Here is a 24,734-nt window from a genome sequence, read left to right on the forward strand (position 1 = left end):
ACCGCGTGAGCCATACACCCAGACCCGTGATCGCGTACGGTGAACCGCGTTTTTTCACTCGAACGTGTGTTTGGCGCAACCTTTCGAAAGCAACTACCGTTGTCCAGCAGGGAGACCATCGAGAGGGGCCGACGTGACCACGACCGCAGACAGTGCCATCATCACCGCCCAGGACCGCTCCCAGGGCCGACTCGACCCGGTGCATGCCATGAACGAAGCCGTGAATCCCGAGGCGCACAAGCGCTCCCTACCGGGCCGACCTCCAGGCATCCGGGCGGACAGCTCGGGCCTCACCGACCGGCAGCGCCGAGTGATCGAGGTGATCAGGGACTCGGTGCAGCGGCGGGGCTACCCGCCGTCGATGCGAGAGATCGGCCAGGCCGTAGGCCTGTCCAGCACGTCCTCGGTGGCGCACCAGCTGATGGCACTGGAGCGCAAGGGCTTCCTGCGCCGCGACCCGCACCGCCCGCGCGCGTACGAGGTACGCGGCTCCGACCAGGCCGTCAGCGTGCAGCCCACGGACACCGCCGGCAAGCCCGCCGCGTCGTACGTCCCGCTGGTCGGTCGGATCGCCGCCGGTGGGCCGATCCTCGCCGAGGAATCGGTCGAGGACGTCTTTCCCCTCCCTCGGCAGCTGGTCGGCGACGGCGAGCTGTTCGTGCTCAAGGTCGTCGGTGACTCCATGATCGAGGCCGCGATCTGTGACGGCGACTGGGTCACCGTCCGCCGCCAGCCGGTCGCCGAGAACGGCGACATCGTCGCCGCCATGCTCGACGGCGAAGCCACCGTCAAGCGCTTCAAGCGCGAGGACGGGCATGTGTGGCTCCTCCCCCACAACTCGGCCTACGAGCCGATCCCCGGCGACGACGCGACCATCCTGGGCAAGGTCGTCGCGGTACTGCGTCGCGTGTGACGCCTGCGGCGGGCGGTCATCCCGCCCGCCCTCCGATCGGACCCCGGGACCCCTGCGCCGGTTCCGGGGTCTTGTACTGTCCGGACCCCGGCGACCGCCTCTTCGGATCGCGGGTTAGCCTGACCCGGCGCCGGGTCAGGCTAACCCGCGATCACTTCGCCTCCGCCTGCCGAGCCGTCGCGTCGATGGCCGCCAACGACTTCCGGACCTGGTTACGGTCCGTGGTGTACCAGAAGTCGGGCAGTGACGACTTCAGGTAGCCGCCGTACCGCGCGGTGGCCAGCCGCTGATCGAGTACGGCGACCACGCCCCGGTCCCCCGACGCGCGGACCAGCCGGCCCGCGCCCTGGGCCATCAGGAGCGCGGCGTGGGTGGCGGCGACCGCCATGAAGCCGTTGCCGCCGGCGTCCTCGACGGCCTTCTGCCGGGCACTCATCAGCGGGTCGTCCGGGCGCGGGAACGGGATCTTGTCCATGACGACCAGCTGGCAGCTGGGGCCCGGGACGTCGACGCCCTGCCACAGCGACAGCGTGCCGAAGAGACAGGTCCGGGGGTCCGCCGCGAAGTTCTTGATCAGCTCGCCGAGGGTCTCCTCACCCTGCAGCAGTATCGGGAACTCGGGGATCCGGACGCGCAGCTCCTCGGCGGCCTGCTGGGCGCCCCGCATCGAGGAGAAGAGGCCGAGGGTGCGGCCTCCGGCGGCCTGGATCAGCTCGGTCAGTTCGTCGAGCATGTCGGCGCGGTCACCGTCCCGCGCGGGGCGCGACAGGTGCTTGGCGACGTAGAGGATGCCCTGCTTCGGATAGTCGAAGGGGGAACCGACGTCGACGCCCTTCCACTGCGGGAGGTCGTCGCCCTCGGTGCCCTCGGGGGCGAGGCCCAGGGATGCGCCGACGCCGTTGAAGTCGCCGCCGAGTTTGAGGGTCGCCGACGTGAGAGTGACCGAACGGTCCGCGAAGAGCTTCTCCCTGAGCAGGCCCGAGACGGACATCGGGGCGACCCGCACCGAGGCGCCGAAACGGTCGTGGCGTTCGTACCAGACGACGTCCCACTCGGAGCCGTTCACGATCCGCTCGGCCACGTCGTGCACGGTCTCCACCGAGGCCAGGGCCTGCTTGCGGACCGCGTCCTCGTCCTGGACGGACTTGTCACGGGTCGTGCCGATCGCGGAGATCACGGTGCGGGCGGCGTCCCTGAGGGCCGCCAGGGCGTAGCCGAGATCTTCCGGGATCTCCTCGAGGCGGCCCGGCAGGGCAAGCTCCATCAGCCGCTCGAAGCCCTCGGCGGCGGTCTGGAGCTGGTCGGCGGCCTTCTCGTCGATCAGCTTGGCTGCCCGCCGCACCGCTCGGTTGACCTGGCCCGGGGTGAGTTCGCCGGTGGCGACGCCGGTGACCCGTGAGACCAGTTCGTGCGCCTCGTCCACGATCAGCACCTCATGCTGCGGGAGCACCGGGGCGCCTTCGATGGCATCGATCGCCAGCAGCGCGTGGTTGGTGACGACGACGTCCGCGAGCTTGGCGCGCTCACGGGCCGTCTCGGCGAAGCACTCGGCGCCGTAGGCGCACTTGGACGCACCCAGGCACTCCCGGGAGGAGACCGAGACCTGGGCCCATGCCTTGTCGGAGACGCCCGGGGTGAGGCCGTCCCGGTCGCCGGTCTCGGTCTCGTCCGCCCAGTCCCGCAGCCGCAACAGGTCCTGGCCGAGCTTGCTGGTCGGCGCAGCCGCCTCGAACTGGTCGAAGAGGCCCTCCTCCTCGTCCTGCGGCACGCCCTCGTGCAGCCGGTGCAGACACAGGTAGTTCGACCGGCCCTTGAGCATCGCGAACTCCGGGCGGCGGCGCAGCAGCGGGTGGAGGGCGTCGACGGTGCGCGGCAGGTCCCGCTCCACGAGCTGTCTCTGCAGGGCGAGGGTCGCCGTCGCCACGACGACCCGCTCGCCGTGGGCCAGCGCGGGCACCAGATAGCCGAGCGACTTTCCGGTGCCGGTGCCGGCCTGGACCAGCAGATGGGATCCGTCGTCGATCGCTTCGGCGACCGATTCGGCCATGGTCACCTGGCCGGGGCGCTCCGTACCGCCGACAGCTGTGACAGCGGCATGCAGGAGTTCAGGGAGGGAGGGCTTCGTCATAGCGCGACCACCCTACGGCCCGGCACTGACAATCGGGCGATCAAGGCGAGGACGAGGGGCGGGATCACGCGAGGTGCTCCTGGGCAGGTGGGCTGAGGAGGAGTTATGAAGGGGCCACCAAGGGAAGGGCAGGCCAGGGGGTTTGCCCGTGTCGTCTCCTCCCGGGTGGCCGGGTAGCGGGTTGTTCCGAATTCTTCCGGGTGGCCGGGAACTTGATCGGCGCCCGCTTCGTACTACATGTGTCCGCGCCATCACTCAGCGCTACATCAGATGACGTAGGGACCGGTCTCGGATCATGAGGGCGGCCCGTTTGGCAGGCAGGTCGATCTCGGCGGCGTAGCGGAAGCCCGCGCCGAGGAAGGCGGCCACGGAGGGGGTGTTGCGAAGATCGGGCTCCGCGACGACGCGCGCACAGGCGGGGCGGTGATCAAGTACGAGATCGGCCACGGCTCTGAGCAGGGCGGACCCCAGTCCGCGCCCCCGGTCGGCGGCATCGCCGATGAGGAGGTGGACTCCGGTGTCGTGCGGGCGGGCCGGATAGTGGCGGGCGAGCGGGTCCAGGTCGGCCCGGTAGATCTCCCAGTAGCTCATCGGGGTGCCGTCGAGACTGCCCAAGCAGGGCACGCTGCGTCCGTCTCCCGCGAGCTGGCCACGCAGATGATCCTCTGTCTGCGCCCGTGAGCCGGCCAGCTGCCAGAACGCGGCCACGGCGGGGTCGTTCATCCAGCGGCTGATGATCGGCAGGTCGCGTTCGATGTGGACCGGCACGAGGTGGAAGGTGCCGACGGGGGTCTCGGTGGGGCCCCAGCCGGCCAGCTGATCGAGCAGGTCGAGCGTGTCCAGTGGGCCGAGGGGGTCTTGGTGGAGCGGGGTCGGTCGGGCCTGAGCATGCGGAGTCCACCGGACGTCGGCATGCGGGGTCGGTCGGACGTCGGCGTGCGGGGTCGGTCGGTCGTGGCCCGGCAGGGTCGGTTGTTCATGACCGATTGGGGTCTGTCGATCGCGACTGAGCGCGGCGGATCGCTCGTCGTCGAGCGTGGCGGCTCGGTCGGGTCCGAGTGTCGAGGATCGGTCATGAACCAGTGCAGGGGCTCGGTCGGGGTCGAGTGCGGGGGCCGGTGACTCGGTGGTCGGGGCGGCGGCGCGAGTGCCGTCCGGGGCGGCCGGTGCGGGCAGTCCTCCACCGCCGTTGTCGGAGCCGGGTGTCCCGCCCTCGGCGGTGTGGCTCGTCGTACCGAGATCGGGGCCGGTCGTCTTCCCGGCGAAGAGGGCGAGGAGATCGGCGGGCAGGCGGAGGTCCAAGGTGTCCTCGCAGTCCCGGGTGTCCTCGGCGGGACCTGAGCGGCCGGGGTGGACGGGGTGGACCGGTACGGGGCCTGCGTCGGCGCTCGCGTCGGTGGGAGGCATGGTGCGCTCCTCTCAGGAGACGAGGTGGGTCATGTTCCTCGGTCGGTGAGGTGGATGGAGATCGGTGGACGAAAGGTGGTGGATGAAGGCGGCGGGTGGAGTCAGTGGTCGGCGGCAGGTGAAGGCCGGGGTGGTGGGCAGTAGTCGGCGTGGTCAGCGCGGCGGGACGGTCAGGAGTGGAGGGGGTTGGCGATGGTGACGTAGACGGACTGGGTGTCGACCGGGCCGACGAGTTCGTCGAGGCCGTGCAGCCGGGTCAGCAGGTTGGCCTTGCAGCGCAGGACGGGTGAATCGAGCAGGCGGCCGGGCAGGGAGGTGCGCATCCGGGCGGTTCCGGAGGCCGCGTCGGTGAGGAACCGGCGGAAGGCCGCGAGCAGAAGGCACTCGTCGGCCAGCTGTTGGGAGCCGAACGCGCCGATCAGACCGAACACGTTGTTGATGCCGAGGTAGTAGGCGAAGCGTTCGTCGGTGACCTCGTCGGAGACGAAGGTGTCGCTGTGCTCGCCGACTCCGGGCAACCGGGCGTCGAGTTCCGCCCGCCGGGACTCACGGAAGTAGTAGCCCTGGTTGTCACGGTAGCGTCCGCCGGCGGGCCAGCCGTCGGCGTCCAGTAGGAGCAGGGTGTTCTGCTGGTGTGCCTCCAGGGCGATGCCGGCCTCGCCGTCGAGCCAGAGCACCGGGCGGACGACCTGCTCCAGGTAGCGCAGGAACCACTCGGCGCTGACGGCGCCGACCGGGCGGCCGGTGCGTTCGGCCAGCCGGGCGACCACCCGGGCGAGCCGGGACCGGTACGGCCGGGGAGCGCCGTTCGCCGCTGGGGCGTCCAGGGGGAGGGGTGCGGTCAATCCGGCAAGGCAGGACACGTCGTCGTCGGGGGTGAACGGGTTGTGCCGGATCATCACGTCGAGTCCGGGCACGGGTCGGCCGTCCTGGCCGTCCACGGCCAGCCAGGCGGGGTCGCGCACGATGTCGAAGGCGGGGTGGGCGGCCTGCCACTGCTTGGCGAGGCCGGTGCGCAGCAGGCGGTGCATCTCGACGCCGCGGTGGAGTTCCTTGCGGAGGTTCTCCCGGCGGGAGTTGGTGATGCGCAGGCCCAGCGACAGCTTGAGCATGGCGGGGGCGCCGGTGCGGTGCACGGTTCGTACGGAGGAGGTGGGATGCCAGGGGACGCCGAGAGGGCCCAGGTCGCGCAGGAGTCCGGCGTCGAGCAGGGCGGCGGTCGTCTCGCGGTGGCGGACCTCACGGGCCTGCCAGGGGTGCAGGGGCAGGGCGGCGCCATAGCCGTCGGGCAGGGGCAGGGCCGTGCCGGCCAGTCTTTCCATGAGGTGCGGCGCGGGGACCGGGCGGCCGCGCTCGGTCCAGGCCGAGTCGGTGGCGAGGAGGGAGGAGGCGACTGCCATCCAGTGCAGCGGGAAGGAGCCGCGCAACTCCGGTGAGTAGAGCCGGGCTTCGGAGTCGGTCAGGCCCTCGCGGCTCTTCGGGGTCGGGTGCAGGGGATGCCCGAGGAGGAGGGCCTGTTCGGCGCCGAGAAAACGGTCGGGGCCGTCGGCGGGGTGGGCACGCCGGTCCGCGATGAAGGTGACCGTGCGGCGCAGGGAGTCGGCGACCCGGGCCACGAGGTCGCCGGCGTCGGGGACGGCCTGGGTGCGGGGGGCGCCTTCGGCGCGGGGGGCGCCTTCGGCGCGGGGGGAGCCGCCGTCGGGATGGAGAGGGCTGCCGTTGAGGTGGAGGGGGCTGCCGTTGGCTTGGGCGACGATGCCATCGACCGGACCGGACCTGCCATCGACCGGACCGGGGCTGTCACCGCCCGGACCGGGGCCACCACCGACCTGACCAGGACTGCCACCGGCCTGACCAGGGATGCCACCGACGTGACCAGGGCTGCCACCGGCCTGACCAGGGATGCCACCGACGTGACCAGGGCTGCCACCGCCCGGGCCAGGGCTGCCACCGCCCGGACCGGGGCCACCACCGACCGGCCCAGGGCTGCCACCGCCCGGACCGGGGCCACATCCGACCTGACCGCGGCCGCCCTCCGGTTGGACCGCCGTGCCCCCTGCTGCTGCCGCCGTCTCCCGGCTGAGCAGGGCCGCGAGGGTGAGCGCGTCGACGGGCGGGGCGGTCTCGGGGGTGCCGGCCAGGCGGGGTGGGCCGAAGCGGTGCCAGCCGGTGGGGGACCAGTGGCGGACCGGGGTGATCAGGGCCGTACCGCTGGCGGGCAGCGGGATGCGGAGGGTGCCGGTGTCGGGCGCGGGGAGGTTCGTCTCGCGTGCCCAGCAGCGCAGCAGGTTCTCCACGGCGGCGGCCTGGGCGGCGATGTGCGGGTCGGGGTGTTCCAGAAGGTCCCCGGTGTCATCGCGGGACCGCTCGGGCGGGAAGGTGCGGCCGCGTTGCTGGGGAACCGACTCGGCGAGCGGAACGGGGCGTCCCTGTGGGCCTTGGTCTCCGTGGTCGTCGGGGGTGGGGGTGGCGTTCAAGGGGGTTCCTCAGGGGCTCGGGTGGTGCGGGGTCGGCCGGTGGCCGGCGGCCGTCGTGTGCGGCGAACTCGGCTGTCCGGGGCGTGAGTCGGGTGCTGGCTGTCCTTACGAGAGAGGTGCGGACGATGTGGGGTCTCATGCGCGGCCCGGTCGGGCCGGGTGGTTCGGTTCGGGTCCACCGGGCGACTGCTTCGGTGCGGCGCCGGGCGACTGCTTCGGTGCGGCGGCGCCGGGCGGCCGGCCTGCTTGCGCCGGTCCGGCAGCGCCGGGGCGCCGGCCCGTCGGCCGCGATCCTGTGGGCGGGCGCCTTCCGGCTGGTCCGGCGAGCGGGTTCGCTGCGGGCGGTCCCTTCGGCTCGGTCGCCTCGGGCACGGTGGCCGGTCGGCCCGTTCCGGATGGGTGGGCTAGCCGGCCGGCTCCTTACCGCCGCCCCGTCGGCGGGGCGGCCGTACACCGTGGGCGGCCGGGTCGCGGGCCACCGCCGCCACGGCGTCGGCGAGGCGGTCCAGGACGGCGGCGGCCTGTTCGTCGGTGATGGTCAGCGGCGGCAGGAGTCGCACGACACCGGCGTGGCGGCCGCCGAGCTCGACGATCAGCCCGCGTTCCAGGCATGCGCGCTGCACGGCGGAGGCCAGTTCGGGAGCGGCCGGGTGCGGGCGGCGACGGCCCGCACCGTTCCACCCGCTCACCGCACCGCCGCCCGGCTTACCGGATCCCCGGATCTCACCGTCCTGCGGGGTCTCCGCGTATCCCTCGCCCTCCCCCGTGGCCCACGCCCACCCGTCCTGCGCGGCTCCCGGGCCCTGCTCCCCCTCCGGATCCACCAGTTCCAACCCGATCATCAACCCCCGCCCCCGCACGTCGCCCACGCACGCGAACTCCTCCTGGAGGCCCCGCAGCTGGGCGAGCATGCGGGAGCCGAGCAGGCCCGCGCGTTCGGCGAGGCCGTTCTCCCGGACGTGGGCGAGGGTGGCCGTGCCGGCGGCCATGGCGAGTTGGTTGCCTCGGAACGTGCCGGCGTGGGCGCCGGGTTCCCAGACGTCGAGGTCGTCGCGGTAGACGACGACGGCGAGGGGGAGGCTGCCGCCGATGGCCTTGGACAGGACCATCACCTCGGGGGTGACCCCGCTGTGCTCGACGGCCCAGAAGGCTCCGGTCCTGCCCACCCCGGTCTGGATCTCGTCCGCGATGAGGGGGATGGAGCGGTCGGCGGTGAGCTGCCGCATCCGCCGGAGCCAGTCGTCGGGCGCCGGGATCACCCCGCCCTCGCCCTGGACGGGTTCGAGGATCATCCCGGCGGGCAGCGGGACGCCGGACTTGGGGTCGTCGAGGAGGGACTCGGTCCAGCGGGCGGCGAGTTCGGCGCCCCCCGGGCCGCCGACGCCGAACGGGCAGCGATAGTCCTGGGGGTAGGGCAGCCGGGCGACCCGTACGTCGCAGGCCCCGCCGGAGGCGGCCAGCGCGCCGCTGGTCATGCCGTGGTACGCGCCGGTGAAGGCGAGGATGCCGGTGCGGCCGGTCGCGGCCCGGACGAGTTTGAAGGCGGCTTCGACGGCGTCCGTCCCGGCGGGCCCGCAGAACTGGACGCGGGCGCGGTCGGCGAGGCCGGGCGGCAGGGTGCGGAACAGCTCGGTGATGAAGGCGTCCTTGACGGGGGTCGCCAGGTCGAGCACGGAGAGGGGGGCGCCCGAGTCCAGGACTTTGCGGATCGCCTCCAGTACGACCGGGTGGTTGTGGCCGAGCGCGAGGGTGCCGGCGCCGGAGAGACAGTCCAGGTAGCGGCGGCCGTCGGCGCCCTCGATGGTCAGCCCACGGGCCCGCACCGGCACGATGGGGAGGGCACGCGCGTAGGTCCGCGCCCGCGACTCGCGCGCCGACTGGCGTCTCAGGATCCCCTCGTACGCCGCGCGCGCTCCCCCGAACGTGTCCCCGGTCACCGACTCCGTCACGGCCACGGCTCGCTGTCCTCCCCGCTGTCCAGAGGCGAGTTGATCGGCGGGCACCGGGCACAGGCAGCGGGACCCCCACCGCTACCAACCCCGGACCGGCCGACGGGTTACGGGTTGCCTCAAGATCCTTGCCTTCACGAGACCGACGGACACCGACACCGGCCCACCGTCTGTCACACCGTGATACCTGCCGAGCGGCGTCCGGTACCGGCGGCCGCACACTCGTCCCCCGGCCGGAACCCAACGGGAACGGACCCGTCCGGGTCAGCGCGGTTTGACGAGGTCAGGCGGGTCCGAGTGACGGGAGTGCGGGGACGGCCGCACCGGACCGCCCGTAGCGAAACCGTTGCCCTTCCATGGGCGGCCCCGCACAGCGACCGCATAGTGTGACGCTCAAGTTCCTTACCAACAGGGGGAGTCACCAGCATGCGATCCATCCGGCCGTCGTTCACCCTTCGAAGGGGCGCGCCCCGGGCGCTGGCGGCCGTCGCCCTCGCTTCGGCGCTGGCGCTGACCGCCACCGCCTGCGACAGCTCCGGCGACGACAACGCGGGCGGCCCGTCGCCGGTGTCCGCCACGGCCGACACCGGCGACGGCAAGATCAAGATCCCGGACGACATCAAGAACAAGCTCAAAGAGCACGGGATCGACATCGACAAGTGGAAGAACGGCGCCTGGAAGAACTGGGACAGGGACGACTGGCTGCGCGAGGCCAACGACTTCGTCAACCCCATCATCAAGGGCCTGTGGAACCCGAACCGGATGCGGGACGCCAACGACCCGGACGAGAACAAGGGCGTCGACGACAACGACCTCTCCGGTGACCAGGGGGTGACCGACCCGACGCCGGGCCCGGTCGAGGCAAAGGCCGTGCGGCCGACGTACCACGCCAACGCGGCCACCGCCGGGAAGGTGTTCTTCGACTCCCCCGAGGGCACGATGGTCTGCTCGGCGACGGTCGTCGAGGACCCGGCTCACCCGGGCAAGTCCAACCTGGTGTGGACGGCGGGTCATTGCGTGCACGCCGGCAAGAACGGCGGCTGGTACCGGAACATCGCGTTCGTGCCGTCGTACAACGACCAGGGACTGACGGGCACGGCGCTCACGCAGGCGACGCGCTCCCAGGTCGCGCCGTACGGCGTCTGGTGGGGTGACGGGGCGCAGACCTCGCAGCAGTGGATCGACCAGGGCGGGGAGACGGGCGGCGACGGCGCGTCGTACGACTACGCGGTGATCCATGTGACACCGGAGCAGGGCAGTGGCGGCAAGTCCCTGGAGGAGACGGTCGGTTCGGCGCTTCCGGTGAACTTCGACGGACCGGCCGTGCCGAAGGTCTCGAGCATCACGGCCACCGGGTATCCGGCGGCGAAGCCGTACGACGGGTCGTTGCTGTTCCAGTGCGCGGACAAGCCGGGGCGGCTGTCGGTCGACGCGTCGGCGCCGACGATGTACCGGATCGGCTGCACGATGACCGGTGGGGCATCGGGTGGCGGCTGGGTGGAGACGGGGGCGGACGGCAAGCCGGCGCTGGTGTCCAACACGTCGATCGGGCCGGTGAGCTCGGGGTGGCTGGCCGGGCCACGGTTCGGTGCTGTGGCCAAGGGTGTGTACGAGGGGGTCAGCAAGGACTTCGCGGGACGGTAGAGGGGCAGCCGTCTCCCCGCGGGCGCTGCCGCGTTGTCGGCTGACACGGCCGTCGGTGACCGGTGGCGCCCACGCGGCGGAGCCGCATGTCGATTCAGCCTCGCGCCCCCGACAAAGCATGAAGGGCCCGCCCCCTTGAAAGGGGCGGGCCCTTCACCGATCAGTCGTCACGCAGCCGGAGTCGGAACGTACGGTGTCAGTTCCGCTGCCAGTTCCTCGTGGACCCGGACCTTGAGCAGGGTGCCCTCGGCGGTGTGTTCCTCGGAGAGGACCTCGCCCTCGTTGTGAGCGCGGGCGACCAGCTTGCCGTGGGTGTAAGGGACGAGCGCCTCGATCTCGACGGACGGGCGGGGCAGCTCGTCGTCGATCAGGGTGAGCAGCTCCTGGATGCCCCGGCCGGTGCGGGCCGAGACCGCGATGGACCGCTTCTCGTTGCGCAGCAGCCGCTGGAGGACCAGCGGGTCGGCCGCGTCCGCCTTGTTGATCACCACGATCTCGGGCACGTCGGTGGCACCGACGTCCCTGATCACCTCGCGCACGGCGGCCAGCTGCTCCTCCGGCACCGGGTGCGAGCCGTCGACCACGTGCAGGATCAGGTCGGCGTCGCCGACCTCCTCCATGGTGGAGCGGAACGCCTCGACCAGGTGGTGGGGCAGATGGCGCACGAAGCCGACGGTGTCGGCCAGCGTGTAGAGGCGGCCGCTCGGGGTCTCCGCGCGGCGGACCGTCGGGTCCAGGGTCGCGAACAGGGCGTTCTCGACCAGGACGCCGGCGCCCGTGAGGCGGTTGAGCAGGGAGGACTTGCCGGCGTTGGTGTAGCCCGCGATGGCGACGGACGGCACCTTGTGACGCTTGCGCTCCTGGCGCTTGATGTCGCGGCCGGTCTTCATCTCCGCGATCTCCCGGCGCATCTTCGCCATCTTCTCGCGGATCCGCCGCCGGTCCGTCTCGATCTTGGTCTCACCGGGACCACGGGTGGCGAGGCCGCCGCCCGAGCCGCCGCCCATCTGCCGGGACAGCGACTGACCCCAGCCGCGCAGGCGCGGCAGCATGTACTGCATCTGTGCGAGCGCGACCTGCGCCTTGCCCTCTCGGGACTTGGCGTGCTGGGCGAAGATGTCCAGGATCAGGGCGGTCCGGTCGATGACCTTGACCTTGACGACGTCCTCCAGCTGGATCAGCTGGCCCGGGCTCAGCTCACCGTCGCAGATGACGGTGTCCGCGCCCGTTTCGACGACGATGTCGCGCAGCTCCAGAGCCTTGCCGGAGCCGATGTAGGTGGCCGCGTCGGGCTTGTCGCGGCGCTGGATGACACCGTCGAGCACCAGGGCGCCCGCCGTCTCGGCGAGGGCGGCCAGCTCCGCGAGGGAGTTGTCCGCGTCCTGCACGGTGCCGGTGGTCCACACCCCGACCAGCACGACCCGCTCCAGGCGGAGCTGTCGGTACTCGACCTCGGTGACGTCCTCGAGCTCGGTGGAGAGGCCCGCCACGCGGCGCAGGGCCGCGCGCTCGGAGCGGTCGAACTGGTCGCCGTCCCGCTCTCCGTCGATCTCGTGGCTCCAGGCGACGTCCTCTTCCATCAGGGCATCGGCCCGAAGACCTTCGGGGTAGTCCTGCGCGAGGCGCCTGGTGTCCTGGGAAGGGGAAGAAGAGGAGGTCATTGGGTCCTTACGTCGATGGGGATGCCGAAATCGGCGTTCATTTTCTCAACGTACGAGTACCCCGGGAGATTCCCCGCGACCCGTACCGCGCCGACTCCATGATGGTCGCACGGTACGCACCGTCCCGGCACCGTGTTATTCCGGGGCCGCCCCGCCGTCACTTCTTGGAGTGCCTGGCCGGGGCCGGGACCTGCTTCCAGTCCGGGTGGCCGGGCATCGGCGGGGTCTTCTCGCCGTACAGCCAGGCGTCGAAGAAGCCGGTGAGGTCGCGGTTCGCGATCGACGAGGCCAGCTTCACGTAGTCGGCGGTGGTGGCGGTGGCGTCCTTGTGGCGCTGTACCCAGATCCGCTCCAGGCGCTCGAAGGCGGGCTTGCCGATCTCCTGGCGCAGGGCGTAGAGGGCGAGCGCGGCGCCGTCGTAGATGTTGGGGCGGAAGATGCTGATCTTCTGGCCGGGGTCGGGCGCCTTGGGCAGGGCTGGCGGTCCGCCGGCGGCCCGCCAGCGGTCGGAGGCGCCGTAGGCGGCCTTCATGCGGTTGATCATGGGCTGGTGGCCCTTCTCCTCCGCGTACAGCTCCTCGTACCAGGTGGCGTGGCCCTCGTTCAGCCAGACGTCCGACCAGACGCGCGGGCTGACGCTGTCGCCGAACCACTGGTGGGACAGCTCGTGCACCATGATCGACTCGATGTACCACTTGGGGTACGCGGTCTCGGTGAACAGGTTCTTCTCGAAGAGGGAGAGGGTCTGGGTCTCCAGCTCGAAGCCGGTGGACGCCTGCGCCATGAGCACGCCGTAGGTCTCGAAGGGGTACGTCCCGACCTTGCTCTCCAGCCACGCGATCTGGTCCGGGGTCTTGGCCAGCCAGGGTTCGAGGGTCTTGGCGGCGGCGCTCGGGACGACGTCCCGGACGGGCAGGCCGTGCGGGCCGGTGCGGTGCAGTACGGCGGAGCGGCCGATGGAGACCTGGGCCAGTTCGGTGGCCATGGGGTGCTCGGTGCGGTAGGTCCAGGTGGTCTGCCGGCCGACCCGGGAGGACTCGGTGGGGAGGCCGTTGGCGACGACGGTGTAGTCGTTCGGGGCGGTGATGTGGAAGGTGAAGATCGCCTTGTCGGACGGGTGGTCGTTGCACGGGAAGACCAGGTGGGCGGCGTCGGCCTGGTTGGCCATGGCGAGCCCGTCGGTGGTCCGCACCCAGCCGCCGTCCTGGCCCTTGGCGGCCTGCGGGTCGCTGGTGTGCTTCACGGTGATCCGCGTCCAGCTGCCCCGCCGCAGCGGCTGGTCCGGGGTGACGACCAGATCCTCACCGGCGCTGTCGAAGGCGGCGGCCCGGCCGTCGACCTCGACGGACTCGACTTTGCCATGCGCGAAGTCCAGGTTGACCGAGTCCAGGTCGGTGGTGGCCCAGGCGTCGATGGTGGTGACGGCCTGGAGCGGCTTGTCGTTGCTGCCGGGATAGGTGAAGGAGAGGTCGTACGACGCCACGTCGTACCCCGGGTTGCCGAGGTACGGGAAGAGCCGGTCGCCGACGCCCAGCGGCGCCGGCGGGGCGCTCGCGCCGAGCAGGGCGACGGAGACGGCGGAGGCGAGCAGGGCGGTGTGCCGGCGCCGGGGCCGACGGGCGCGGAGGGTGAGCGACATGAACCACCGCTACCAGCGCGCTGCCGGCCCACGGCGATGCCGCGCGCCCGATCCACTCGAACGGGTACCTACTGGTGTTGCGCTCGGTCGACGTCGTACACCCCGGCCACGTTGCGCATCGCGCGCATGAGGGCGGGCAGGTGGGCCGCGTCGGGGAGTTCGACGGTGTAGGTGTGGCGGACCCGCTGCTGGGTGGGGGGTTCCACGGTCGCCGAGACGATCTCGGCGCCCTCCTGGGCCATCGCCTCGGTGAGGTCGGCGAGCAGATGCGGGCGGCCGAACGATTCGGCGACCAGGGTGACCCGGCAGGCTGTGCTGTCGCCCCAGCTCACCGCGGTCTCGGGGCGCCCGGTGCCCTTCATGTGCGCCACCGCGGCGCAGGCCACGCGGTGCACGGTGACCACTCCCCCGCGGACCGCGAAGCCGGTGACCTCGTCGGGCGGTACGGGGGTGCAGCAGCCGGCCAGCCGTACGGTCGCGTCGGGCCGGTCGACGACCACGGCGCTGGCGGTGCGGGGCGTGGCGGCCTGGGGCTCCGGGATCGGGCGCGTGGGTACGTCCACGGGCGCGTGGGGCTCTTCGGTGCTGTCCGGGTGGGTGGCGAGCCAGCGCTGGATGGCGATGCGCGCGGCGGGTGTGTGGGCGTGCTCCAGCCACTCCCGGGAGGGTTCGGAGGCCGGGTCCTGGCCCATCAGCAGCTGGACGGTGTCGCCGTCCTTGAGGACGGTGCTGAGGGTGGCGAGGCGGCCGTTGACCCGGGCGCCGATGCAGGCGTGCGCGTCCTCGCCGTACTGGGCGTAGGCGGCGTCGACGCAGGTGGCGCCCTCGGGCAGGCCGAGGGTGCCGCCGTCGGGGCGGAAGACGGTGATCTCGCGGTCCTGGGCGAGGTCCTCGCGGAGGGTGGACCAGAAGGTGTCGGTGTCCGGCGCGGCCTTCTGCCAGTCGAGGAGGCGGGAGAGCCAGCCGGGCCGGGTCGGGTCGGCGCGCTCGCCGTCGGCCGGGGCGTCGGAGACGGGTGCGTCGGCGGCCGGGGCGTAGGGGTTGCCGAGGGCGACGACACCGGCCTCGGCGACCTTGTGCATCTGGTGGGTGCGGATGAGGACTTCGGCGACCTGCCCGTCGGCGCGGGCCACCGCGGTGTGCAGCGACTGGTACAGGTTGAACTTCGGTACGGCGATGAAGTCCTTGAACTCCGAGACGACCGGGGTCAGACAGGTGTGCAGTTCGCCGAGTACGGCGTAACAGTCCGCGTCCTCGTTGACCAGCACCAGCAGCCGGCCGAAGTCGGCGCCGCGCAGTTCGCCGCGTTTGCGGCTGACGCGGTGCACGGAGACGAAGTGGCGTGGCCGGATGAGGACTTCGGCGGGGATGTCGGCCTCGCGCAGCACCCCGCGCACCTCGTCGGAGATATCGGCGAGGGGGTCGTCCGCGCGGGCCGCGTTCTCGGCGATCAACTCCCTTGTGCGCGCGTACTCCTCGGGGTGCAGGATGGCGAAGACCAGGTCCTCCAGCTCGGTCTTCAGGGCCTGCACGCCGAGCCGTTCGGCGAGCGGGATGAGGACGTCACGGGTGACCTTGGCGATGCGCTCCTGCTTCTCGGGGCGCATCACGCCGAGGGTGCGCATGTTGTGCAGACGGTCGGCGAGCTTGATCGACATCACCCGGACGTCGCTGCCGGTGGCGACGAGCATCTTCCGGAACGTCTCGGGTTCGGCGGCGGCCCCGTAGTCGACCTTCTCGAGTTTCGTCACTCCGTCGACCAGGTAACGGACCTCCTCGCCGAACTGTTCCCGCACCTGGTCGAGGGTCACGTCGGTGTCCTCGACGGTGTCGTGGAGCAGAGAGGCCGTCAGGGTCGTGGTCTCGGCGCCGAGTTCGGCGAGGATCAGGGTGACCGCGAGGGGGTGGGTGATGTACGGCTCGCCGCTCTTGCGCATCTGGCCGCGGTGCGAGGACTCGGCCAGGACGTAGGCGCGGCGCAGGGGTTCGAGGTCGGCGTCGGGGTAGTGGGCACGGTGCGCCTCGGCGACATGGCCGATGGCGTCGGGCAGCTTGCCGCGCGCCGCGTTGCCGAGGAGTGCGGCCCGGCCGAGCCGACGCAGGTCGATCCGGGGACGGGCCTTCCTGCGGGCCGCTGTGGGCACTACAGGTCCGGGCGTCGCAGGGTTCGTGGCCTCCGCACTCATGGGCACCTCCGGCTCGTGGACCGGCGGACGGGGCCCCAGGGCATACATGGCTCAGGGATTGGTGACGTTCCCCCGTCCGTGCCGGTGCTTGATGCTACCGAGCCCAACACGCCCGACTGACCGCCTCTCGCCGAGCGTGAAACGGATCACCCATTCGAGCGACGACTTGGAGGTTTACGATTTTGCGCCACCTGTTCGGGGGGTGGCCGACGTTTTTCGCTACCGGGAGCAACGTCGGCCGTGGATCCGGGTGTTGTGGGACGCCCCGGACCACGGTTCATGACGTCCGGCCGGGTCAGCGCGCGGCGTTTTCCAGCCATTCGGCGTCGATCTCGCCCTCGGCCACGATCACGGCGGGGCCGGTCATCTCGATCTCGCCGTCGGGTCGTTCGGTGATGACGAGGCGTCCGCCGGGCACGTCCACGGTGTATGTCGCCGGGGTTCCGGTGACGGCGGGGTCGGCGCCGTCGCGGCGGGCGGCGGCCACGGCGACGGCGCAGGCGCCGGTGCCACAGGAGCGGGTCTCGCCGGAGCCGCGCTCGTGCACGCGCATCGCGACGTGGCCGAGGCCGCGGTCGACGACGAACTCGACGTTGACCCCTTCGGGGTAGGCCGAGGGCGGGCTGAAGGGAGGCGGGGTGTAGAGGTCGCCGGCGTGCGCGAGGTCCTCGACGAAGGCGACGGCGTGCGGGTTGCCCATGTTCACGTTCCGGGCGGGCCAGGTGCGGTCGCCGACGCTCACCGTGACGTCGCTCTCGGGGAGGCGGGCGCGGCCCATGCCGACGGTGACGTCGCCGTCCTTGGCGATGTGGACGGTCTTCACACCGCCGCGGGTGGCGACGGCGAGGTCGCCCTCCGTGACGTGACCGGCGTGCTGGAGGTAGCGGGCGAAGACGCGGACGCCGTTGCCGCACATCTCGGCGATCGAGCCGTCGCCGTTGCGGTAGTCCATGAACCACTCCGCGTCGGTGGCCATCCCCTTGGCCTCGGGGTGCGCGGCGGACCGGACGACGTGCAGCACGCCGTCGGCGCCGATGCCCGCCCTGCGGTCGCACAGGGCGGCCACGGCGGCCGGGGTGAGGTCCAGGGCGTTGTCGGGGTCCGGGACGATCACGAAGTCGTTCTCGGTGCCGTGGCCCTTGAGGAAGGGGATGCTCATTCTTCGAGGGTACGGGAGGGGTGCGTCGTGCTTCGGGCGCGGGCCGGTGGGGGCGGACCGCGCCCGCGCGGCAGAGCAGCATGTCGATACGGACCCGCGCCCCCTACGGACGCTTCAGTCAGGGCGCTTCCGGGTGGGCCGTCTGTCAGCGCAGTCGCGCCACTCGCCAGACAGCCAGGACGACCACGAGCGCCACCAGGACCACGTATCCGAGCACCACACGCCAGTCGGGCCTGCGGTCCGAGCCCCTCGCGGGGAAGCCCGGCAGGGTGTAGCCCACCCGGCGGGCCGCCATCATGCCCCAGCCTGCCGCGCAGGAGCAGATCAGCAGGCCCAGCATCGCGATCACCGCGCCGCTGTCGCCGAAGTCGAAGGCCAGCGGGAAGGCGAACATCAGGGAGCCCACCGCGGCCAGGCCCACGATCGGGGCCAGCTGCCACAGGCGCAGACGGCGCTGCGGGCGGAGCTCGACCTCGACCTCGGGGCCGCTGGTGAACATCTCCTCCGGCTCGGGGCCGTCGGCGGTCACCCCGCCACCCACCGTGTCGTCCGGACCGTCCGGCGTCAGTCGGTCCTCGCCCTCGTCCGGATCACCCGGTGCCACGGCGACGTGCTCGGTGTCTTGTGCGGTGTCGCGAGGGCCGGCCTCCATCGCCACGCGCCCTCCCAACTAGGACTCCACTTGCGATCGAAGCTCGATGATGGCACGGCGCCGGAGGCCTCGATGACCGGTGGCGCATCCCGATGCCATGACGTGATCAGGCTGTGACCGGTCGTTCGAGCAACGCCAGGGCCAGCCGCGGAAGTTCCTCACGGTCCGCAGAGGCCCCACTCAACCAGTGCACCCGGGGGTCGCGCCTGAACCATGAATCCTGACGGCGCGCGAAGCGCTTGGTGGCACGGACGGTCTCGGTCCGCGCTTCCGCTTCCGTGCACTCCCCGGCGAGCGCCGCGAGGACCTGCTGGTAGCCGAGTGCGCGCGACGCAGTACGGCCCTCGCGCAGTCCGTGCGCCTCCAGGGCGCGCACCTCGTCCACGAGCCCGGCCTCCCACATCCGGTCCACCCGCAGCGCGATGCGCTCGTCGAGCTCGGGGCGGGCCACGTCGACGCCGATCTGGACGGTGTCGTAGACCGAGTCGTGGCCCGGGAGGTTGGCGGTGAACGGCTGACCGGTGATCTCGATCACCTCCAGGGCCCGGACGATACGGCGCCCGTTGCTGGGCAGGATGGCGCGGCCGGCCTCAGGGTCGGCGGCGCACAGCCGGGCGTGCAGGGCGCCGGAGCCGCGCAGCGCGAGTTCCTCCTCCAGACGTGCCCTGACCTCGGGGTCGGTGCCGGGGAACTCCAGGTTGTCGACGGCGCCGCGGATGTAGAGCCCGGAACCGCCGACCAGGATCGGCCAGCGGCCCTCGGCGAGGAGGGCGTCGATACGGGCGCGGGCGAGCCGCTGGTACTCGGCGACGGAGGCCGTGACGGTCACGTCCCAGATGTCGAGCAGGTGGTGCGGGACCCCGGCGCGCTCCTCGGGCGTCAGCTTGGCGGTGCCGATGTCCATCCCCTGGTACAGCTGCATGGAGTCGGCGTTGACGACCTCACCGCCGAGCCGTTGGGCCAGGAAGACGCCGAGGTCGGACTTTCCGGCCGCGGTGGGGCCGACGACGGCGATGACACGGGGGGCGGGGGGTGCGCTGCTCACCGCACCAGTCTCGCAAACCTCGGCGGCGCGTCTCGAACGAGTTACGTGACGGTCCGTGTCCGGCTTCGTTGCCCGTTGCGAGATTCCCGCCGCCGGCGAGAGGCGGTGACCGGGGTGGCGCAAACGGACGCACCGGGTCACGCGGGATTTCGCTCGCGCGAGTAACGTATGGAGTGGATATGGGCGTTTTTGCACGATTCCTCGGGAAGAAGCCGAAGACCACGGAGGAGCCGCACACCGAGGCACCGGCCGCCTCCGAGCCGGACGCGTCCGCCGCGGAGGACGCAGCGGAGAACGCGGCGGAGAACGCGGCGGAGGAGACGGCCGGGGCCTCGGTGGCGAAGGGGCCGGGCGAGGACGGCGACGGAAGCGTGGAGGCACGGACGGAACCGGAGCCCGTCGCGGTGACCGGCGCCGAGAGCACCGAGATCCCCCAGCAGCAGTCCGCCAAGGAGGCCGCCGACAACGAGGTCGGCGAGGGCGCCCGCACATAGCGGCCCGCGAGGGAAGCCATAGGGAAGGTAGCCATGGGTCTTTTGGACAATTTGAAGGCCAAGCTCGCCCCGGCCAAGGACCGGGTCTCTGATCTCGCGCACCAGCACGAGGACAAGATCGACAAACTCCAGCACGGCATCGACAAGGCCGCGCGGGTCGTCGACGAGAAGACCAAGGGTAAGTACAGCGACAAGATCCAGACGGGTACGGGCAGGGCCAAGGACGCCATGGACCGGTTTGTGCACCCGGACGCGACCGACCCCACCGCCCCGACCCGGCCGGAGGACCGGCCACCGGCTCCCTGAGCCGGGCGGACCACGCAGATCGGCGGACGGCCGAGAGTCACCAGACTCCCGGCCGTCCGCCGTTTCACGAAGCGTCCAGGCTTGGACGGGCCGGCTCAGGGCGGGACCAGGTCAGGACCAGGTCGCCACGAGGTAGCCCACGCCGTACGGCGCCTCGTCGTGGAGCAGCGCCCCGGCGAGGCCCGCGTCCTCGGCCGCGCCGGCCAGGACCTGCCAGGGGGCCCGGCCCGAGGCCTTGAGCTGGTAGGCGAGCTCCACGTCGAGGGCCTTGATCGCCGCGAGGTCGGCGGTGCCGAGCGCGCGGGCCGCCTCGGCGTCGAAGGGGGCCGCCCGTTCGTCCAGGTAGCCGGGCGCCTTGAGGGTGCGGCAGGCGCTGGCGTCGCCCATGACCAGCATCGCCACCCGCGCGGCCCGGCCGGCGATCTCCCAGCCGGTACGGACGCACCGCTCGGCCTCCAGCGGCTCGCCCACGCCCAGCCCTTCGATGGGCGCGTCGGCCCAGCCGGTGCGCTCCAGCAGCCAGGCGCCGACGGCGAGTGAGGCCGGCAGCTCCCGCTCACCGGCCTCGCCACTTCCGAGCCGTACGTCGACGTCGACGCCGAAGCCGCGGAAGGAACCCCGGCTGCCCTGCGGGAACGCGCCCCGCGCGGACTGCTCGGCGGGCCCGACCACCACCAGCAGGTCGGGCCGCGCGGCGGCGAGCACGCCCAGCGCGTCGGCGCAGGCGGCACGGGCAGTGTCCATTTCGGGGGCGGCACCCGCGGCGACCTCGGGGACGAGGAGTGGCGGGCAGGGGCAGACTGCTGCGGCGACAAGCATGATCGGCAGGGTAGCGGCGACGGCCGCCCGAGGTCGCGGCACATCACCCGGGTCGGCCGATGCGAGGACCGGCACGGTGAGACTGTCCCCGTCAGTCGCAGCCGCAGCCGCTCCCCGCGGCCACCGGCAGCGGCTCCGGCACGCCGATCTTCGGCAGCCCGAGCAGCACACCCGCCGGCTTGGCCGCCTCGGCGGCGTTGCGCTTCTCCCAGGCGTCGCCCGCGCGGGTCCGGCGCACGTCCAGGACGGCGCCCTCGGCGAGGAGGTGGTGCGGAGCGGCGTAAGTGATCTCGACGGTGACGACGTCGCCGGGGCGGACCTCCTGGTCGGGCTTGGTGAAGTGGACCAGCCGGTTGTCGGGGGCGCGGCCGGAGAGGCGGTGGGTGGCGCCGTCCTTGCGGCCCTCGCCCTCGGCGACCATCAGCTCCAGGGTGCGGCCGACCTGCTTCTTGTTCTCGTCCCAGGAGATCTCCTCCTGGAGGGCGACGAGACGCTCGTAGCGCGCCTGGACGACCTCCTTGGGGATCTGGTCCTCCATGGTGGCGGCCGGGGTGCCGGGCCGCTTGGAGTACTGGAAGGTGAAGGCCTGGGTGAAGCGGGCCTCGCGGACCACGTGCATGGTCTGCTCGAAGTCCTCCTCGGTCTCGCCGGGGAAGCCCACGATGATGTCTGTCGTGATCGCGGCGTGCGGGATGGCGGCCCGGACCTTCTCGATGATCCCGAGGTAGCGGTCCTGCCGGTACGAGCGGCGCATGGCCTTGAGCACGGTGTCCGAACCGGACTGCAGCGGCATGTGCAGCTGCGGCATCACGTTCGGGGTCTCGGCCATGGCGGCGATCACGTCGTCGGTGAAGTCACGGGGGTGCGGGGAAGTGAACCGGACCCGCTCCAGGCCCTCGATGCTCCCGCAGGCGCGCAGCAGCTTGCTGAAGGCCTCGCGGTCGCCGATGTCGGAGCCGTATGCGTTGACGTTCTGGCCGAGCAGGGTGATCTCGGAGACGCCCTCGCCGACCAGGGCCTCGATCTCGGCCAGGATGTCGCCGGTGCGCCGGTCCTTCTCCTTGCCGCGCAGGGCGGGCACGATGCAGAAGGTGCAGGTGTTGTTGCAGCCGACGGAGATCGACACCCAGGCCGCGTACGCGCTCTCGCGCCGGGTCGGCAGCGTGGAGGGGAACGCCTCCAGCGACTCGGCGATCTCGACCTGTGCCTCCTCCTGCACCCGGGCGCGCTCCAGGAGGACCGGCAGCTTGCCGATGTTGTGGGTGCCGAAGACGACGTCCACCCAGGGGGCCCTCTTCACGATGGTGTCGCGGTCCTTCTGCGCGAGGCAGCCACCGACCGCGATCTGCATGCCGGGGCGCTTCGTCTTCATCGGGGCGAGGCGGCCGAGGTTGCCGTAGAGGCGGTTGTCGGCGTTCTCCCGGACGGCGCAGGTGTTGAAGACGACGACATCCGCGTCGCCGTCGGCGCCCTCGGGGGCGCGGACATAGCCCGCCTCCTCCAGCAGCCCGGACAATCGCTCGGAGTCGTGGACGTTCATCTGGCACCCGTAGGTGCGGATTTCGTACGTTTTCGATGAACGAATGTCCACTGCCGGGCTCCGGTCGCTGCTGATGGTCATGGCTCAAGGGTAGGCGGTGCCGAGAGCACCTCGTCGCGGGCCGGTCCCCGCAGCCGGCGCGGGAACGGGGTCATCGGGGGCCGTGCGAAGGCGGGACGGGTGTGGGGCCGTCGTCTCCCGGACCGCCGGTTCGGAAGCCGGGTCCGCTCCGCGGCGGCGGCGAGGGCGAGGAGCAGGGCCGCGCCGGTCAGTGCCGCGCCTGCGGCGGCCACCGACGGCAGGGCGTGGCCACGCGCCGGCAGGAAGCCGCCGCGCCGGCCGCCGAGCGCGATCCCACGCAGCAGGCGGAGTTGTTCGGGGCCGCCCCGAGGACGTCGCCGACGTGGTCGCCTTCCTCGCCTCCGACGACGGCCGCTGGGTGAGCGGGCAGGTCATCGACGCCACCGGCGGTTCCCGGCTCCGACCGGCGACCAGTCCTCCCGGACGGGACCAACACCACGCACGAGTGTCAACGGGGACACCGTGACCACACGCACGCCGGACACTCTGCAGCTGGCGGCCCCGTGCGCGTCGTCATCGCCTGGTGGGACACCCGACGTGACGCCGAGGCCGGCATCGCCCGGCCATACCTGCCAGGGAAGGCAGGCGCCTTCGTCGGTGACTTTCCCGGGCTGTGCACCGGCCAGTGGATCACCCACCCGGTGGCGGATCTTCAGGGGCTGGCACGGATGTGGGACTCGGCGGGCAGCGCCGATCTCCCTTCCGGCCACCTCCGAGCGGGTCTTCGGCGCTCAGGGCAGGGCCGGTCCGGCCGCGGTGATGGCCGAGGCCACGTCGTCCGCGGCATGGCCGGACGCGATCGCCTCGTCCCAGCGCTTCAGCAGCGCTTCGGTGAGCGGCAGTTCGAGCCCTCGCTGATCGGCGGCCGCCAGGGCGAGGGCCGCGTCCTTGCCGGCGTGGTGCAGCGGGAAACCCGGGGCGAAGTCGTGCTCGACCATGGCACGGCCCTTGGCCGTCGCATACGCGGATCCCAGCGGGCTCTCGGTGAGGGTGCCGAGCACCAGACCGGGTTCCAGCCCGAGCACGCTGGTCAGGCTGATGGTCTCGGCCATGCCTTCGACCAGGACCGCGAGCCAGTTGTTCAGTACGAGCTTGAAACGGCTGCCGTCGCCGAGGCGGTCCAGCCACAGCGTCCGGCGGCCCAGCGCGTCGAACAGCGGCTGTACGCGGGGGCGCAGCGCCGGGTTCCCGGAGGCGAGGACGAGCAGTTCGCCCCGTTCCGCGGGCTCGGAGCTCCCGGAGACCGGGGCGTCGACGAACTCCGCCCCCTCGGCGAGTTCCGCCAGCCGCCGGGTGGCGTGCACGCCGACCGTGCTCATCTGGATCCAGACCGCGTCCGGCCCGAGCGCGGTGAGGGCGCCGTCGGCCCCGGTCATCGCGCTCTCCACGGCGTCGCCGTCGGTGAGCATGGTGATCAGGAACCCGGCCTCCGCGGCCGCCCCGGCCGGGGTGCCGGCGACCCGCGCGCCCAGTCCGGCGAGCGCCTCGGCCTTCTGCCGGGTGCGGTTCCACACCGTCACGTCGAACCCGGCGCGCAGCAGAGTGCGCGCGATGGGCGCGCCCATGACACCGGTACCGAGGAGGGCGACGCGGGTCCTTCCTGTCCCTGTCTGCCCTGTTCGTTCTGTTCGTTCGGTTCGTTCTGTTCGTTCGGTCATCGCACACTCTCCGGGGAAGATCCGGCGACCGGGGTGGCCGCCGTCGTGATCAAGTGGCAGTCGGTGGGGACCGGCGGCAGAGATCAGCCGACTCTGGCGCCGATCACGTGCCCGATCCCGAAGACGGCCGCGGCGGCGAGGGCGCCCACGAAGAGCTGGCGGGCCCCGCAGCGCAGCGGGGACCGGCCGTTGAGCAGGCCGATCGCGCCGCCGACGGCGAACAGGGCGCTGCCCGCCAGAACCACGGCGAGGAACAGCGCCGCCGTTCCCGAAAGGAAGAGGAAGGGCAGGACGGCGGCCAGGGCACCGACGGCGAACGAGGCGAGGCTGGAGAACGCCGCCGACCACGGCGAACCCAACTCGTCCGGGTCCAGCCCGAGTCCCTCGCGGACCATGGTGTTCAGGGCCGTGTCGGGGTCCCGCATGATGGTCGTCGCGACATGCCGGGCGTCCTCCGCGTCCAGCCCCTTGTCCCGGTAGACCTGCGTGAGTTCCGCCTCCTGCGCGCCCGGGGCCGCGCGCAGCCGGTCGGCGGCGACCGCCATCTCCCGCTCGTAGGCCTCGCGTTGGCTGCGCATGGAGATGTATTCGCCGGCCGCCATGGAGAAGGCACCGGCCAGCAGCCCCGCGACTCCGGCGAACAGGACAGCCGTACCGGAGACGCCGGAACCGGCGAAGCCCATCACCAGGGCCGTGTTGGAGACCAAGCCGTCGTTGACGCCGAACACCGCGGCACGCAGGGCACCCGAGCGGTCGCCGTGCCGTGTCCGCTCGCCGCGCTCGGCGGGGTTCCTGGTCTCGTCGTTCACGATGCCCGGGCGAGCGGCATACGTCCGTTCGGATGACGTCAGCGACATGACAGCGCTCCGATCCTCGATGGCGGTTTCCACCGGCGGCGATTACCGTCCTCCCGGTTATTCGCCGTCACAGATACCAACGCATGGGAAGTGGGGCTGTTTCCCGTTTGGGATAGATA

Annotated in this window: 18 protein-coding genes and 1 pseudogene; 5 read left to right on the forward strand and 14 right to left on the reverse strand. The window is 71.9% G+C overall.

The genetic code is table 11. The annotated features are described in order from the left end of the window. Positions 1 to 133: 133 nt before the first annotated feature. Entirely contained in the window at positions 134 to 913 is a 780-nt protein-coding gene (gene lexA / locus ACZ4N4_RS12780; RefSeq protein ID WP_453565727.1) for a transcriptional repressor LexA, read from the forward strand. A 151-nt stretch (positions 914 to 1,064) separates the two neighbouring features. On the opposite strand, the gene ACZ4N4_RS12785 is transcribed toward lexA, so the two are convergent. The 4 genes from ACZ4N4_RS12785 to ACZ4N4_RS12800 form a co-directional block, all read right to left on the reverse strand. Next, positions 1,065 to 3,041, reverse strand: a complete 1,977-nt coding sequence (locus tag ACZ4N4_RS12785; protein WP_450767067.1) for an ATP-dependent DNA helicase — start codon at positions 3,039 to 3,041, stop codon at positions 1,065 to 1,067. 261 nt (positions 3,042 to 3,302) lie between these two features. Continuing rightward, complete coding sequence (locus tag ACZ4N4_RS12790) at positions 3,303 to 4,028, reverse strand: GNAT family N-acetyltransferase (RefSeq protein ID WP_467587725.1); 726 nt, start codon at positions 4,026 to 4,028, stop codon at positions 3,303 to 3,305. A gap of 590 nt (positions 4,029 to 4,618) precedes the next feature. Beyond that, positions 4,619 to 6,925 carry an IucA/IucC family protein gene (locus tag ACZ4N4_RS12795; RefSeq protein WP_467587529.1) on the reverse strand — a complete coding sequence of 769 codons (2,307 nt, stop codon included), beginning with the start codon at positions 6,923 to 6,925 and terminating at the stop codon, positions 4,619 to 4,621. Positions 6,926 to 7,329: 404 nt separating this feature from the next. After that, positions 7,330 to 8,880, reverse strand: a complete 1,551-nt coding sequence (locus ACZ4N4_RS12800; protein WP_467587531.1) for a diaminobutyrate--2-oxoglutarate transaminase family protein — start codon at positions 8,878 to 8,880, stop codon at positions 7,330 to 7,332. Positions 8,881 to 9,300: 420 nt separating this feature from the next. On the opposite strand from ACZ4N4_RS12800, the gene ACZ4N4_RS12805 reads away from it, so the two are divergent. After that, complete coding sequence (locus ACZ4N4_RS12805; RefSeq protein WP_467587533.1) at positions 9,301 to 10,518, forward strand: trypsin-like serine peptidase; 1,218 nt, start codon at positions 9,301 to 9,303, stop codon at positions 10,516 to 10,518. A 167-nt stretch (positions 10,519 to 10,685) separates the two neighbouring features. On the opposite strand, the gene hflX is transcribed toward ACZ4N4_RS12805, so the two are convergent. The 6 genes from hflX to miaA form a co-directional block, all read right to left on the reverse strand. Beyond that, positions 10,686 to 12,179 carry a GTPase HflX gene (hflX, locus tag ACZ4N4_RS12810; RefSeq protein ID WP_467587535.1) on the reverse strand — a complete coding sequence of 498 codons (1,494 nt, stop codon included), beginning with the start codon at positions 12,177 to 12,179 and terminating at the stop codon, positions 10,686 to 10,688. A 157-nt stretch (positions 12,180 to 12,336) separates the two neighbouring features. Beyond that, complete coding sequence (locus tag ACZ4N4_RS12815) at positions 12,337 to 13,818, reverse strand: M1 family metallopeptidase (protein ID WP_467587538.1); 1,482 nt, start codon at positions 13,816 to 13,818, stop codon at positions 12,337 to 12,339. Positions 13,819 to 13,886: 68 nt separating this feature from the next. Then, positions 13,887 to 16,004: a RelA/SpoT family protein gene (locus tag ACZ4N4_RS12820; RefSeq protein ID WP_467587540.1), complete on the reverse strand. Its 2,118-nt coding sequence runs from the start codon at positions 16,002 to 16,004 to the stop codon at positions 13,887 to 13,889. 295 nt (positions 16,005 to 16,299) lie between these two features. Then, positions 16,300 to 17,163: a diaminopimelate epimerase gene (dapF, locus tag ACZ4N4_RS12825; protein WP_467587543.1), complete on the reverse strand. Its 864-nt coding sequence runs from the start codon at positions 17,161 to 17,163 to the stop codon at positions 16,300 to 16,302. A gap of 145 nt (positions 17,164 to 17,308) precedes the next feature. After that, complete coding sequence (locus ACZ4N4_RS12830; protein ID WP_453384107.1) at positions 17,309 to 17,815, reverse strand: hypothetical protein; 507 nt, start codon at positions 17,813 to 17,815, stop codon at positions 17,309 to 17,311. Between the two features lie 106 nt (positions 17,816 to 17,921). Next, positions 17,922 to 18,860: a tRNA (adenosine(37)-N6)-dimethylallyltransferase MiaA gene (gene miaA, locus ACZ4N4_RS12835; RefSeq protein WP_467587546.1), complete on the reverse strand. Its 939-nt coding sequence runs from the start codon at positions 18,858 to 18,860 to the stop codon at positions 17,922 to 17,924. Between the two features lie 179 nt (positions 18,861 to 19,039). On the opposite strand from miaA, the gene ACZ4N4_RS12840 reads away from it, so the two are divergent. Together ACZ4N4_RS12840 and ACZ4N4_RS12845 are read left to right on the forward strand one after the other, a co-directional pair. Further along, positions 19,040 to 19,354 carry a hypothetical protein gene (locus ACZ4N4_RS12840; protein ID WP_467587549.1) on the forward strand — a complete coding sequence of 105 codons (315 nt, stop codon included), beginning with the start codon at positions 19,040 to 19,042 and terminating at the stop codon, positions 19,352 to 19,354. A 33-nt stretch (positions 19,355 to 19,387) separates the two neighbouring features. Beyond that, positions 19,388 to 19,660, forward strand: a complete 273-nt coding sequence (locus tag ACZ4N4_RS12845) for an antitoxin (RefSeq protein ID WP_453565701.1) — start codon at positions 19,388 to 19,390, stop codon at positions 19,658 to 19,660. A 111-nt stretch (positions 19,661 to 19,771) separates the two neighbouring features. On the opposite strand, the gene ACZ4N4_RS12850 is transcribed toward ACZ4N4_RS12845, so the two are convergent. Both ACZ4N4_RS12850 and miaB read right to left on the reverse strand, forming a co-directional pair. Next, complete coding sequence (locus ACZ4N4_RS12850; RefSeq protein WP_467587551.1) at positions 19,772 to 20,479, reverse strand: class III extradiol dioxygenase subunit B-like domain-containing protein; 708 nt, start codon at positions 20,477 to 20,479, stop codon at positions 19,772 to 19,774. Positions 20,480 to 20,570: 91 nt separating this feature from the next. Further along, the gene (gene miaB, locus ACZ4N4_RS12855; RefSeq protein WP_467587553.1) at positions 20,571 to 22,100 is read right to left on the reverse strand and encodes a tRNA (N6-isopentenyl adenosine(37)-C2)-methylthiotransferase MiaB; all 1,530 of its coding nucleotides are present in this window, start codon (positions 22,098 to 22,100) and stop codon (positions 20,571 to 20,573) included. Positions 22,101 to 22,368: 268 nt separating this feature from the next. Here miaB and ACZ4N4_RS12860 point away from each other — a divergent pair. After that, positions 22,369 to 22,500: pseudogene (locus ACZ4N4_RS12860) on the forward strand (SDR family oxidoreductase); the annotation flags it as partial. A gap of 331 nt (positions 22,501 to 22,831) precedes the next feature. Here ACZ4N4_RS12860 and ACZ4N4_RS12865 read toward each other — a convergent pair. Next, positions 22,832 to 23,758, reverse strand: coding sequence for an NAD(P)-dependent oxidoreductase (locus tag ACZ4N4_RS12865; protein WP_467587555.1), 927 nt, complete (start codon positions 23,756 to 23,758; stop codon positions 22,832 to 22,834). Positions 23,759 to 23,841: 83 nt separating this feature from the next. Then, complete coding sequence (locus ACZ4N4_RS12870) at positions 23,842 to 24,615, reverse strand: VIT1/CCC1 transporter family protein (protein ID WP_467587557.1); 774 nt, start codon at positions 24,613 to 24,615, stop codon at positions 23,842 to 23,844. Positions 24,616 to 24,734 lie beyond the last annotated feature (119 nt).

This window comes from Streptomyces sp. NPDC026538 (genome assembly GCF_055567535.1).